At 56.6% G+C, this 13,844-nt stretch carries 10 protein-coding genes; 5 read left to right on the top strand and 5 right to left on the bottom strand.

What is annotated here, in order from left to right; all coding sequences use genetic code 11:
• Position 1: 1 nt before the first annotated feature.
• Positions 2-2,320 carry a xanthine dehydrogenase molybdopterin binding subunit gene (gene xdhB, locus GOX88_RS05985; RefSeq protein WP_170400293.1) on the bottom strand — a complete coding sequence of 773 codons (2,319 nt, stop codon included), beginning with the start codon at positions 2,318-2,320 and terminating at the stop codon, positions 2-4.
• Positions 2,321-2,335: 15 nt separating this feature from the next.
• Positions 2,336-3,799: a xanthine dehydrogenase small subunit gene (gene xdhA, locus GOX88_RS05980; protein WP_170400292.1), complete on the bottom strand. Its 1,464-nt coding sequence runs from the start codon at positions 3,797-3,799 to the stop codon at positions 2,336-2,338.
• A 156-nt stretch (positions 3,800-3,955) separates the two neighbouring features.
• On the opposite strand from xdhA, the gene GOX88_RS05975 reads away from it, so the two are divergent.
• Positions 3,956-4,858, top strand: coding sequence for a LysR family transcriptional regulator (locus GOX88_RS05975; RefSeq protein WP_170400291.1), 903 nt, complete (start codon positions 3,956-3,958; stop codon positions 4,856-4,858).
• Positions 4,859-4,915: 57 nt separating this feature from the next.
• On the opposite strand, the gene GOX88_RS05970 is transcribed toward GOX88_RS05975, so the two are convergent.
• The gene (locus GOX88_RS05970; protein WP_170400290.1) at positions 4,916-6,148 is read right to left on the bottom strand and encodes a urate hydroxylase PuuD; all 1,233 of its coding nucleotides are present in this window, start codon (positions 6,146-6,148) and stop codon (positions 4,916-4,918) included.
• A 101-nt stretch (positions 6,149-6,249) separates the two neighbouring features.
• Here GOX88_RS05970 and GOX88_RS05965 point away from each other — a divergent pair, with 101 nt between their 5' ends.
• Entirely contained in the window at positions 6,250-7,170 is a 921-nt protein-coding gene (locus GOX88_RS05965; RefSeq protein ID WP_170400289.1) for a LysR family transcriptional regulator, read from the top strand.
• A gap of 5 nt (positions 7,171-7,175) precedes the next feature.
• On the opposite strand, the gene uraH is transcribed toward GOX88_RS05965, so the two are convergent.
• On the bottom strand, positions 7,176-7,529 hold the full coding sequence (gene uraH, locus GOX88_RS05960) for a hydroxyisourate hydrolase (protein WP_170400288.1): 354 nt from the start codon (positions 7,527-7,529) through the stop codon (positions 7,176-7,178).
• Between the two features lie 146 nt (positions 7,530-7,675).
• Here uraH and puuE point away from each other — a divergent pair, with 146 nt between their 5' ends.
• The 3 genes from puuE to GOX88_RS05945 are packed head-to-tail and all read left to right on the top strand — an operon-like array spanning position 7,676 to position 11,049.
• Positions 7,676-9,088, top strand: coding sequence for an allantoinase PuuE (puuE, locus tag GOX88_RS05955; protein WP_367648057.1), 1,413 nt, complete (start codon positions 7,676-7,678; stop codon positions 9,086-9,088).
• The gene (locus GOX88_RS05950; RefSeq protein WP_170400287.1) at positions 9,085-9,570 is read left to right on the top strand and encodes an ureidoglycolate lyase; all 486 of its coding nucleotides are present in this window, start codon (positions 9,085-9,087) and stop codon (positions 9,568-9,570) included. Before puuE ends, GOX88_RS05950 begins: the two co-directional genes overlap by 4 nt.
• A gap of 54 nt (positions 9,571-9,624) precedes the next feature.
• Positions 9,625-11,049, top strand: a complete 1,425-nt coding sequence (locus GOX88_RS05945) for a uracil-xanthine permease family protein (RefSeq protein ID WP_170400286.1) — start codon at positions 9,625-9,627, stop codon at positions 11,047-11,049.
• 110 nt (positions 11,050-11,159) lie between these two features.
• On the opposite strand, the gene GOX88_RS05940 is transcribed toward GOX88_RS05945, so the two are convergent.
• The gene (locus GOX88_RS05940; protein WP_170400285.1) at positions 11,160-13,439 is read right to left on the bottom strand and encodes an NADP-dependent malic enzyme; all 2,280 of its coding nucleotides are present in this window, start codon (positions 13,437-13,439) and stop codon (positions 11,160-11,162) included.
• Between the last annotated feature and the right edge of the window lie 405 nt (positions 13,440-13,844).

The following is a 13,844-nucleotide window of genomic DNA, read 5'->3' as shown; positions in this document are numbered from 1 at the left end:
CTCAGGAAACTTCCTGCAGCCGCGTAACAGCCATCAGGACACGCTCAGGGGTGGCCGGAGCGTCCAGGCGTGGGCATTCCCGGTAATCGGCAACAGAGGCCACAGCCATCGACAGCGCTTCGAATACCGAGATTCCCAGCATGAACGGAGGTTCACCAACCGCCTTGGACCGTTTGATGGTCAACTCACGGTTTTCCGACCAGTCAGCGAGGTTCACGTTGAAGATGCGCGGGCGATCCGAGGCGAGCGGAATTTTGTATGTCGACGGTGCATGCGTGCGCAGGCGGCCTGCATCGTCCCACCAAAGTTCTTCGGTGGTCAGCCACCCCATTCCCTGAATAAAGGCACCTTCGACCTGCCCCTTGTCGAGTACTGGGTTCAGCGAGCGGCCAACGTCGTGCAATAGATCAGTACGCTCTACCCGGTACTCACCTGTCAGGGTGTCAATCGTCACCTCGGAACACGAAGCGCCGTAAGAGTAGTAGTAGAACGGACGGCCTTGTCCCTTGTCCCGGTCCCAGTGGATTTTGGGGGTTTTGTAGAACCCGGCCGCCGACAGCTGCACACGTGCCAGATAGGCTTGTTTGATGAACGCATCGAAGGGCAGAACTTCGTCGCCGATGAACACCTGATTGGCGTGGAAGGCCACCTCCTCAGGGGTGACGTTCCAGTTCTCGGCTGCGAACTTTACCAGACGCGCTTTGATCTGCTCGACCGCGTTCAACGCGGCCATGCCGTTCAGGTCGGTCCCGCTGGAGGCTGCAGTGGCCGAGGTGTTCGGAACCTTCTCGGTGGTTGTTTTGGTAATCTTGATCCGGCTGAAGTCAACCTGAAAGGCCTCAGCCACGACCTGCGCAACCTTGGTGTTTAGACCTTGCCCCATTTCGGTACCACCGTGGTTCAGGTGGATCGAACCGTCATTGTAGACATGCACCAGTGCGCCAGCCTGATTGTACCAGGTCGCGGTAAACGAAATGCCAAACTTGACCGGTGTAAGCGCGATGCCTTTTTTCAGGATTGGCGATGTCTTGTTGAATTCAATGATGTCCTGACGGCGTTGGCGGTATTCCGATGTCTCTTCCAATTCTCCGATCAACCGGTCGAGGATGCTGTCTTCGACCACTTGGTGATACGGCGTTATGTTGCGATCTTCGGTGCCGTAGAAATTCGCTTTGCGCACATCCAGCGGGTCCTGCCCGGTGGCATAGGCGATTTCTTCGATCATCCGCTCTGCTGCGATCACGCCCTGTGGCCCGCCAAACCCGCGGAACGCGGTATTGGACACAGTGTTGGTTTTCATCGGATGGCTGTTCAGGCGCACATTCGGATAGAAATAGGCGTTATCCGCGTGGAAAAGCGCCCGGTCGGTCACAGGGCCGGACAAGTCCGCCGAGAACCCGCAGCGCGCGGCAAAGCTGCCTTCGACCGCCTGAATACGGCCGTCGTCATCAAAGGCGACGTCATAGTCGATTACGAAGTCATGACGTTTTCCCGTCGCCGTCATGTCCTGATCCCGATCAGGGCGGATTTTCACGGCGCGGTTCCACTTTTTGGCAGCCATAGCGGCAACAGCGCAGAACAGGTTCATCTGGCTTTCTTTGCCACCAAATCCGCCGCCCATGCGGCGCACGTTAACGACAACGGCGTTGGACGGTACCCCAAGAACATGCGCCACCATATGCTGCGCTTCGGACGGGTGCTGGGTGGAGCAATGCACGACCACATCGTCGTCTTCGCCCGGAATGGCAAAGGCGATGTGACCCTCGAGGTACATGTGATCCTGGCCGCCAACGTTCATGCGGCCTTTGATCCGGTTTGGTGCCGCGGCCTGCGCCGGGGCGACGTCGCCGCGTTCCAGCTTGAGGGGGGCTGTGACATGCGGGTAACCGGCTTCCTGCGCGGCAATCGGGTCCAGCGCGTGAGGCAGGGTTTCGTATTCGATCTTTGCCAGTTCTGCGGCCCGGCGTGCAATGTCACGGGTTTCCGCTACAACGGCAAACAAAGGCTGCCCGTGAAACTGAATGGCGTCGGTCGGGAAAACCGGCTCGTCGTTCAGATGTGTCGGGCTGATATCATTGGCCCCCGGCACGTCGTCTGCGGTCAGTACGCCGACAACGCCGGATGTGGCCAGAACGTCGGTGAAATCGATGCCCAAAAGCTTGGCATGCGCGACGTCAGAGACACCAAGATATGCGTGCAATGTGCCTTCGGGCTGTGCAATATCGTCGGTGTAGTCGGCCCGGCCGGTGACATGCTTGATCGCACTGTCATGATTGACGTTGGTGTGGGCTGATCCAATGATGGAAACGTTATCTTTCATTTTCTCGTCTCCTAATTAGGCGCAAGCCAGTTGAACGGGGGTGTCGGTTTTGGCGTCGTTTTCAAGGAAGAACCGACGCAGAAGGTTTTGGGCAGACAGCATTCGGTAGTCGGACGATGCACGCCAATCGGTGAGAGGGCTGAAATCCTCTGCCAGTGCTACGGCGGCAGCTTCAAAGCTTTCGCGCGCCCAGGGTTGACCGTTCAGCGCGGCTTCGGCCGCAGCCGCACGCTTGGGCGTGGCGGCCATACCGCCGAATGCAATGCGCGCATTGCTGATGGTGCCGTCTGTGGTCGTCATATGTATACCCGCAGCGACGGAAGAGATGTCTTCGTCACGACGCTTGGAAATCTTGTAGGCAGCGTCCAGATCGTTGGGTCCGGGCAGAGGCACGCGGATGCTTGCGACAAATTCGTCGGGTTGGCGGTCTTGCTTGCCGTAGTCGATGAAGAAATCAGCCAGAGGCAGCGTCCGGCTTTCGGAACCGCGCCGCAGTGTGATTTCTGCGCCAAGCGCGATCAGAACCGGTGGCGTATCCCCGATAGGGGAGCCGTTGGCGATATTCCCGCCAACAGTTCCCATATTCCGCACCTGCCACCCTGCGATGCGATCCCAGTAGGAGGACAGGTGTGGCAGGTGCACAGACAGAAGTTCCTGGCAATCGGTGTAGCTGGCGCCAGCACCAATCAGGAGGAGGGAACCTTGTCTTTCGACTGTTTTCAGGTCTTCGAGATGACCGGTGAAGATGGCAGGCCCGATGTTGCGCAGGAATTTGGTGACCCAAAGCCCTACATCCGTGGCACCAGCCACGATTGTTGCGTTTGGATAGGTCTGCAGACACTCGGCAAGATCATCAATGCTGGACGGGATAATGCTCAGGTTATCCTCTGGCCCGGATACAACGCGCCGTCCGTCTTTGAGGGCGGTCAGACGCGCGGTCATGGTTTCACGTTCGGTGTTCAGGTGGTCCGACGCAGGGGTGCCATAGCGGCTGACGGCAACAGCCGCGCGGATGATCGGTTCATACCCGGTGCAGCGGCACAGATTGCCTTGCAACGCGGTTTCGACCTGTGTCTCGGTCGGCTCAGGCGTTTGCATCCACATCGCATAAAGCGCCATGACGAAACCCGGCGTGCAGAACCCGCACTGGCTGCCGTGATGATCGATCATCGCTTGTTGAACCGGGTGCAGACGACCGTCCGGGCCGGACAAGTGCTCCACTGTTACGACATGACAGCCATCGACCGAGGCAAGAAACCGGATGCAGGCATTCACGGGAACATAGACCAGCCCTGCATTGCCAAGCCGACCGACAAGCACGGTGCACGCGCCGCAGTCGCCTTCGGCGCAACCTTCTTTTGTGCCTGTCAGCCGACGTTCCAACCGCAAGAAGTCCAAAAGCGTCTGGTCTGCTGATACGTTTGGAACGGACACATCCTTGCCATTCAGGACAAATTGGATGTCGGTGCGATGCGTCATGGTATTCTCCCTATGCCCCTGCCTGTCAGGTGGGTGATCTGGGGGACCATAGGCGCAACGATTGAGTCTTAAAATCGCCGGAAACGGCAAATACTTTCAACAGATCGTTGAAAAAGAAAACGCCATGGCGCAGTCTTTCTGCAAGGAGAGGATCGAATGTCGTACATCGAAAGCCTGCGTGTTTTTGTCAGAGTGATGGAGCTGGGCAGCATTACATCCGGCGGGCGCGACCTGCGGTTAACCCCGGCTGTGGCCAGCAAACGGTTGAAAGAGCTTGAGAACCATTTGGGCGTGCGACTGTTCAACAGAACGACCAGGTCAATGACACCAACCGAAGTTGGATCGGTTTTTTACGATGAGGCCAAGGCCGTTCTGCTTGCGCTCGATCATGCCGAGGCGCGTGTCGCCAGCTTTTCAGACGCCCCGCGAGGCGCGATTCGCATAACCGCACCGCTTGGAGTTGGGCGCAGAATCGTTGCGCCACTGGTTCCGGATTTCTCGGATCGCTACCCCGAGACAGAGATTCGGATGCGACTGTCCGACCGCAAGGTGGACATTCTGGCCGACGGTCTGGACATTGCCTTTTTCATTGGCGATCTGGACGACTCCACGATGAAACTGCGGAAGTTCGCGGACTGTGATCGCGTTCTATGTGCGTCGCCAGAGTATCTATCGCAATTTGGTGTGCCCAAGACACCTGATGACCTGTTGCATACGCCCCATAATTGCCTGTTGCTGCGCTACCCCAGATCACCCGAATATTTCTGGACGCTCCGCACCGACATGGGCCCGCGAAAACTTGAGGTTCGGGGCAAGTATGATGCAGATGACGGTGACGTCCTGACCGACTGGGCCTTGGCGGGTAGGGGGATCGTCAACAAGCCGCGATTTGATGTGCGCGAGTTTCTTGAAGATGGTCGGTTGGTTGAAGTTTTGCCCAACACGCCCCCGTTGCCAACGATTTTCGGATGTCTTTATCCACACAAAAAGCTTCAGGACCCAAAGGTGCGTCTGTTCGTCGAACATATTGCGCAACACAGCAAAAGATTTTTTGAGTAGTACGCAGAGTTTGGTGAAATTACCTAATTTGTCTGTCGGTGATCACTGGATGGATGCCTACTGATCCCTGACTTCGCGCACCCATGCGATGATTGTCTGGCGTGCTTCGTCATCCATTTGAACCGCAGATGGCGGTGGCATTGCGTGGCTGATCCCGGCCTGCAGGTAAATCTGGTCGGCCTGACGCGCCACATCGCCGGGTGTTTCGAGGTAGACTTTCTTTGGGGCCCATTTCATCGTGCCATAAACCGGTTCTCGGGCATGACACATTGAACAGTTGCCCAGAACAGTATCGTAGGCTTCCTCGAAACCGGCGGCTGACGCATATTTCTGCTCATATGGCGTCATTTCGCGCGCTTCGGCGTCTTCCCAGGTCTCACCGTTTCTGACCGAAGACAGCCAGGCAATTACGACCATAAGCAGAACCGTGACAGCCCAGGTCCAGTGAGGGCCTTTTCCGGTTGCATGCATCGTGTTGAAGTAATGACGGATGGTGACACCAGTCAGGAAGATCAGGCTGGCGATGATCCACGAATACTCGGTGCCGAAAGCCAGCGGATAGTGGTTCGACAGCATCAGGAACACGACCGGTAAGGTCAGATAGTTATTGTGCGTGGAACGCACCTTGGCGATCTTCCCGTATTTCGCGTCTGGGGTGCGACCGGCCTTAAGGTCTTCAACGACGATCCGCTGGTTCGGCATGATCTGGAAGAACACATTGGCCGTCATGATCGTCGCTGTGAAGGCACCAAGATGCAAAAGCGCAGCGCGGCCCGTGAAGATCTGGTTATAGCCCCAGGACATGATCACCAGGATCACGAACAGCAGCAGCATCAGAACGGTCGGGTGATCGCTCAACTTCGATTTGCACATCTGATCGTAAAGCAGCCAACCAATTGTCAGCGATCCGCCAGAGATCAGAATCCCCTGCCAAAGCGACAGATCCACTTTGGTTGGATCAAGCAAGAATAGTTCGCCCCCAACCCAGTAGATGATCATGAGCAAGGCCGCGCCAGAGAGCCACGTCGTATAACTCTGCCATTTGTGCCAGGTCAGATGCTCGGGCATGCGTGCGGGCGCCACGAGGTATTTGACGGTGTGATAGAACCCGCCCCCGTGCACTTCCCATTCCTCGCCGTAGGCCCCTTCCGGCAGTGCAGGGTTCGGCTTGAGCATGAGGTCAAGCGCGATAAAGTAAAACGACGCTCCAATCCACGCCATCGCGGTGATCACATGCAGCCAGCGGACGGAAAAGGCGATCCACTCCCACATTACGGCCAGGTCATACATGGCTTTGCTCCTAAGAATCTTTGGTTCCAACCACTCTATGCGAGACTGCTTTATTCTGGTATTGCTGGTAAAGACCAAGCAGTATCAAAAAACACAAAATAATGTCCTATCTTGATAACATCAGAACCTTTGTCCGCGTTTACGAGTTGGGTAGCATGTCTGCCGCCGGCCGCGATCTGCGGGTTTCACCTGCCGTGACTTCTGCGCGAATTGCGCAATTGGAAGAGCATCTTGGGGTGCGACTGTTTCAACGCACGACACGCAGCCTGACGCCCACTGAGCAAGGAAAATCTTTCTATAGGGGAGCAGCCGAAATCCTTGAGGCGGTGGAAAGCGCGGAAGCTCAGATCGTCAACTTGACAGAGAACCTGAAAGGGTCACTCTACGTTGCCGCACCACTGGGCGTCGGTCGGCGTTTAATAGCTCCACAGGTGCCCAAGTTCCTCGCCGAGTATGCTGAGGTGAGTGTTAGGCTGCGGCTGACCGATCGAAATGTGGATCTGACGACCGAAGGTCTGGACCTGGCCTTTTTTCTTGGTCAGCCTGAGGACAGCAATCTACGAATTCGCAAGATTGCTGATGTTGAGAGAGTTCTTTGTGCATCGCCGAAATACATCAAGCAACGTGGGATGCCTCAAAGTGGCGACGATATTATCACAGATGAGCATGAGTGCCTTAATTTACGCTTTCCGGGCGCGACGGAATTCCAATGGCTCTTAAAAACCGACACGGGACCAAAACGGTTCCGTGTGTCCGGACGCTACGAGTCAGACGACGGCGACGTGTTGACGGACTGGGCCCTTGCCGGTCATGGCATCGCGTTGAAGCCAGTATTTGAGGTAGCTCAGCACCTTAAGGCCGGAAACCTGGTTCCGGTGGCAGAAAAAACGCCGCCGGAACCGATTCAAATGGCATGTCTTTTTACGCACCGCCGGATGCAGGATCCCAAAACACGGCTATTCATGGAGTTCATAATAGAACGTATCGGATCATCGATTGCCGCAGCAAATACGTCCCGGTAAGTCGCTCAGCTGCCGCGATAGGTCGAGTAACCGAAGGGCGAAAGAAGCAGTGGGACGTGATAATGCGAGTGCTCAGACATTCCAAAGCGGATCGGGATGACGTTCAGAAAACGGGGGTCCTCAGGCGGGGTGCCAGAGGCATCCAGGTATTCTCCGGCGTAGAAGACCAGTTCGTACTCGCCTGTTGAAAACTCTGTTTCGGGCAGAATCTGTTCGTCGGTCCTGCCATCGTCATTGGTGATCAGAGTTTTCAGCAAGGTGCGCTCTGTGCCTTCGACCCGAAAAAGTTCAATTTTCAAGCCTTCAGCGGGACACCCCCGAGCCGTATCCAGAACATGTGTTGAAAGGTATCCAGTCATTTGTGCCTCTCCAATAGTTAAGACGTTACTAATCCGATCACCTTGCAAGAGGCAAAGGCAGTCTGTTCGAAGCTGTTTTCCGTATTTTTTGAAAAACATCTCAGATTATTTGGGGTAAGGATCAAAAGAAGAAAAAGGAAACTGATGTGACGCGCTATCCACGAGACATGACCGGTTATGGTGGGCAAGTGCCTAAAGCCAACTGGCCCAATGATGCCAAGATCGCAGTTCAGATTGTACTGAACTATGAAGAGGGCGGCGAAAACAACGTTTTGCACGGCGATGCCGCGTCTGAGGCGTTCTTGTCCGAGATCACTGGTGCTGCGCCGTGGCCGGCGCAAAGGCACTGGAATATGGAGTCGATCTACGAATATGGCAGCCGCGCCGGGTTCTGGCGGGTGCATCATCTTTTGCAGGATCTGCCTGTTACCGTCTATGGCGTCGCGACCGCGCTTGCCCGCGCACCGGCGCAGGTAGCGGCGATGAAGGATGCGGGCTGGGAGATCGCCAGCCACGGTCTCAAGTGGATTGAACACAAGGACATGGACGCAGAAGAAGAGCGCGCCCAGATCCGGGAAGCAATTCGGCTGCATGCCGAGGTCACGGGCCAACCGCCGCGCGGTTGGTACACGGGTCGCTGTTCGATGAATACAGTCGATCTGGCCGCTGAAGAAGGCGACTTTGCCTATATCGCTGACAGCTACGCCGATGATTTACCGTACTGGGTAAAGGCAGGGGGTAAGGATCAGCTGATCATGCCCTACACAATGGATTGCAACGATATGCGTTTTGCGATCCAGGCGGGCTACACCAATGGCGAACAGTTCGAGAGCTATCTCAAAGACAGCTTTGACATGCTCTATGCCGAGGGTGAAGCTGGTGCGCCGAAGATGCTGTCGATTGGACTGCACTGCCGGTTAATTGGTCGCCCGGGACGCGCGATGGCGCTGAAACGCGCGTTGGAACACTTCATGAAGCATGAGGGCGTCTGGTTCGCCACACGCGAACAGATCGCTGATCACTGGGCAAAGGAGCACCCACCAATGCAACGCCTGACCCCGTCTGAAATGGATCAGCAATCCTTTGTCGCCGAGTTCGGCGGTGTGTTTGAACACAGCCCATGGATTGCAGAAGGTGCATTTGAACTGGAGCTGGGACCGACGCATGACAATGCAGCCGGTGTTCACAACGCACTGGCGCGTGTATTCCGGACGGCCACTAGCGAACAGCGCCTCGGTGTTCTGACTGCACACCCGGATCTGGCCGGCAAGCTTGCTGCGGCCGGTCGTCTGACCAAGGAAAGCACGGCGGAGCAGGCCGGTGCCGGCCTGGACATGTTGACCGATGAAGAACGTGCGACGTTCACGGCGTTGAACGAGGCTTACACGACCAAATTTGGCTTTCCGTTTATTATCGCGGTCAAGGACAACACCAAGGCCAGCATTCTAGACGCTTTTCACCGCCGCATTGACAGTGACCGCGACACCGAATTTGCCGAAGCCTGCCGTCAGGTCGAGCGGATCGCCGAATTGCGCCTGATCGAGAAGTTTGCGGAATGACGACCGCATTGAAACTCCAGCCTCTGACGGCCGAGGCCTTTGCGCCGTTTGGTAATGTCATCGAAGCGTCGGGCCAAGTCGACAAACTCATCAATCAGGGCAAGTGCGCGCGGTACCACGACCGCGCCGCGCTGGATTTCCATGACGGGCGCGCTGGGATCAGCGTGTTTCAGTCCGAGGCTTTCAGCCTGCCGATCAAACTGGAAATGGTTGAGCGTCACCCAGATGGTAGCCAGGCCTTTCTGCCCTTGTCCGATAAGCCTTTTGTTGTGGTTGTGGCCCCGGACGAAGACGGAACGCCGGGGAGGCCCATCGCATTCAAAACAGCGCCCGGACAGGGCGTAAATTATCATCGCAACACTTGGCATGGCGTGCTGACCCCACTTCATGCGCCCGGACTATTTGCGGTGGTCGACCGAATTGGAGCCGGGCCCAACCTCGAAGAGCATTGGTTCGAGGAGGCTTTTGCAATCACGGAATGAGGAACGTTGCCGGAAGAGGAGCCGGCCAACGTATCTCAAGGGAGGAAAGACAAAATGTCAGATGCATCCATCGGAACGCCGGAACAGCTCCGCGATCCGAATTACACGCCACCGCTGATCAAAGCGGTTCCGCTGGGAATTCAGCATGTGCTGGCGATGTTCGTGTCCAACGTCACGCCAGCCATTATCGTTTGTGGCGCGGCCGGATTCGGGTTCGGTTCAAACAGTCCCGATTTTCCACAGATGATCTACATGATTCAGATGTCGATGTTCTTTGCGGGTGTCGCCACTTTGTTTCAGTCCATTGGCCTGGGTCCTGTAGGCGCCCGGCTGCCCATCGTGCAGGGGACTTCGTTTGCCTTCATCCCGATCATGATCCCCTTGGTGGTTGGAAAGGGCGTTGATGCCATTGCCGTTTTGATGGGCGGTGTCGTCGTCGGTGGTTTGTTCCATGCCTTCCTTGGGTTGTTCATCGGGCGCATTCGCTTTGCGCTTCCGCCGTTGGTGACGGGCCTTGTGGTAACCATGATCGGATTGGCTCTTGTTAAGGTCGGCGTTCAATACGCCGCTGGAGGTGTTCCTGCCATCGGCACCGAGGAATATGGCTCGGGCCTGAACTGGTTCATGGCCGGAATTGTGATCGTTGTGACACTGGGACTGAAGTTCTTTGCGCGTGGTATGCTGTCTGTATCAGCTGTTTTGATCGGCCTACTGGTCGGCTACGCAGTCGCATTCGTCCTTGGACAAGTAAATTTGGGTAACGTCGGTAACGCTGCTTCGTTCGCACTGCCGAATCCGCTGCATTTCGGCATTGAATTCTCGGTCGCTGCCATCATCGGTTTCTGCGCGATGTCCTTTGTCTCGGCGGTCGAGACGGTGGGGGACGTGTCCGGGATCACCAAAGGCGGCGCCGGGCGCGAAGCGACCGACAAGGAGATACAGGGTGCCACTTACGCTGATGGTATCGGAACCGCGATTTCTGGTCTCTTTGGAGCGTTGCCAAACACCTCGTTCAGTCAGAATGTCGGCTTGATTGCCATGACCGGGGTCATGAGCCGGATGGTGGTGACCATCGGCGCACTCTTCCTGATACTGTGCGGGCTGGTTCCGAAAATCGGCGCAATTATCTCGTCGATCCCGATTGAAGTTCTTGGCGGCGGTGTCATCGTGATGTTCGGCATGGTGGTTGCAGCCGGTGTCTCGATGCTGTCCGATGTGAACTGGAACCGCCGCAATATGGTGATCTTTGCAATTTCCCTGAGCCTTGGTTTGGGTCTGCAACTGGAACCAGGTGCACTGCAGTATCTTCCGGGTACGTTAAAGGTTCTAGCAACATCGGGTATCCTACCCGCTGCGGTCATCGCCATTATCTTGAACCTTGTTTTGCCCGAGGAGCTATCGGACGAAGCGACGGAAGAAGTTTCTGGCGGTATGGCCGGACACGGTCTTGGCTCCATTGGGCATGACGATCACGTCTGATGAATCTGGCGTGATGCGCTGAATCCCAACGCAAAAAAAAGAAAAGCGGCGTGCCGGGGGGGCGCGCCGCTTTTTTCGTGGTGCTCATTCGAGAGAGCAGGCTGATATCTTTAGCCGTAGGTCGATACGTCTGTTCCCGCCAGCGCCGCGATATTGAGCAGTCCACGCGGGGTCACTCCAGGCGTCACGATATGGGCGCGATTGCCCATGCCCATCAGGATAGGGCCGACCTCAAGGCCGTCTGCCGCGCTTTTCAAAAGATTGCGGGCCGCTCCTGCCGCATCCGTGTTGGCATAGATCAGAACGTTTGCGCGACCGGTCAGGCGATTGCCGGGCAATAGCTTTTCGCGCAGCTCCGGATCAAGGGCGGCATCTGTGTGCATTTCGCCTTCGTATTCGAAATCGCAGGGTTCGTCGTCCAGAATGTCCAGCGCCGCACGCATGGTACGACCGGAACGGCTGTCGAGATTGCCAAACTGAGAGCCCGAGCACAGACCAACGCGTGGTTCCAACCCAAAGCGCCGGACGTGCCGCGCGGCCGCAATGACCGTTCGCGCCAGAGTTTCCGGCGTGTGTTCTACATTCACGTGGGTATCCGCAACAAACAGCGGTCCGTCATCGAGGATCACCAGCGACAATGCTCCGGCAGGGGACAGCTGGTCTGTTTGCAGCATCTGAGAGACGTAGTTCAGGTGCCAGTGATATTGGCCAACAGCGCCACAAACCATGCTGTCCGCATCTCCGAGATGAACCATCGTCGCGGCGATCGCTGTCGTGTTTGTGCGCATGATCGCCTTGGCGAGATCCGGCGTGACCCCATGGCGCTGCATTTGCGTATGATAGGCCCGCCAATAGTCGCGATAGCGTTGGTCACATTCCGGGTTCACGATCTCAAAATCGATATTTGGCCTTATGGTCATTCCGGCTCTTTCAAGACGCTGTGTGATGACTTCGGGGCGACCGACGAGGATGGGGGTGTCAACTCTGTCTTCCACCAAGGCCTGCGCGGCGCGCAGGACACGATGGTCCTCTCCCTCGGCAAAGACGATCCGACGCTTTGATTTCCGCGTCGCTTCGAAGACGCGGCGCATAATCTGCGATGACTTGAACACCTCGGCCTCAAGCGTCTGATGATACGCGTCGAGATCAAGAATGCGACGGGCGGTTCCAGATTCAATTGCAGCTTTGGCCACAGCTACGGCAACCGTCGGCAAAAGGCGGGGATCAAAGGGTTTGGGGATCAGGTAATCCGGGCCGAACGTCAGTTCTTCGCCCTCGTAGGCTACACCGACTTCTGCCGAAGTGGTCTGACGAGCCAGAGACGCGATTGCATCGACGCAAGCCAGCTTCATTGCATCGTTGATTTCCTTGGCCTCTGCATCCAGCGCCCCGCGAAAGATGAAGGGGAAACACAGTACGTTGTTGACCTGATTGGGGAAATCCGACCGGCCGGTCGCGATCATCGCCCCGGGCGCTGCCGCCCGTGCCTCTTCCGGCATGATTTCCGGAACCGGGTTCGCGAGCGCAAAAATAATGGGTTTCTCCGCCATTTTGCCGACCAGATCTGCCGCAAGCGCTCCCGGACCGGACAGGCCAAGAAACATATCCGCACCTTTCAGTGCTTGCTCGAGCGTGGTGCCCTCGACCGCGTTGGCGAAGATCGCCTGTTCCGGTGCAAGGTTTTCGCTGTTTTCGTGAATTACGCCCGAGCGGTTGAACACGGTCATGTTCTTAAGTGGAACGCCCATTTTATTGAGCATCGTAAGGCATGCGACGCCGGCCGCGCCGGCGCCAAGTGCCACAATCCGAATATCTTCGGGCCGTTTGCCCGCGATGCGCAGCGCATTCTGGGCGGCAGCGGCAACCACAATGGCGGTGCCGTGCTGATCGTCATGAAACACCGGAATTCCCATGCGTTCGCGACAGAGACGTTCGACCGTAAAGCAATCCGGGGCTTTGATGTCTTCAAGGTTCACCGCACCAAAGGTTGGCTCCAGGCGACACACCAGATCCGCCAGCTTTTCAGGATCGGCTTCGTCGACCTCAATATCAAAGCAGTCAATTCCGGCAAATTTCTTAAACAGTACAGCCTTGCCTTCCATCACGGGCTTTGACGCCTGCGCCCCGATATTGCCAAGCCCAAGAACGGCCGTGCCATTCGAGATTACGGCAACAAGGTTGCGCTTGGCTGTATAGCGCGTGGCAAGGGCCGGATCGGTCGCAATCTCTGTGCACGCCTCGGCCACACCCGGTGAATAGGCTCGGGACAGGTCACGGGCCGTGGCCATGGGTTTTGTTGGCCGTATCTCCAGTTTTCCCGGCTTGGGAAACTCGTGATAATCCAGCGCAGCCTGTCGTTCGATGTCCTTTTTGGACCCGTCCAAAGCCATTTCAATTCCTCCAGTAAAAAGTTGTGCTGCAAACGTGCTGAACCGGCCCGCAAAGGGCGGGATCAATCGCACATGCGTTGTTGGCTGACCTCAGCCTTTGTTGGTGAGATAGTTGAGAACTGTTTCCGCGTTCCCGGCAGGGTTCGTTATGGGATGGAGCACACGCAGAATTTGCCCATCACGAAGGACCATGGCAAAACGCTCTAGCAGCGCCATGCCACCAGCTTCGAAAGCCGGAAGCGACAGTGCAGTTTGCAGCTTCAGGTCTTCGTCAGACAGAATGTCGAATAGTAAGTGCAACCTGTCCGCGTCGAAAGGTCGATATCGCTTCCACTAGTCGCCTTAAGCAGCACACTAGGAATGGATGTACCAACAAGGCGATGGGGCAGGTTGCTACCGTTTTGC

The sequence above is a fragment of the Ruegeria arenilitoris genome, from assembly GCF_013030985.1.
Classification (GTDB): Bacteria; Pseudomonadota; Alphaproteobacteria; order Rhodobacterales; family Rhodobacteraceae; genus Ruegeria; species Ruegeria arenilitoris_B.
The sequence above is the reverse complement of the archived record's forward strand: the minus strand, read 5'-3'. Positions and strand labels throughout refer to the sequence as shown.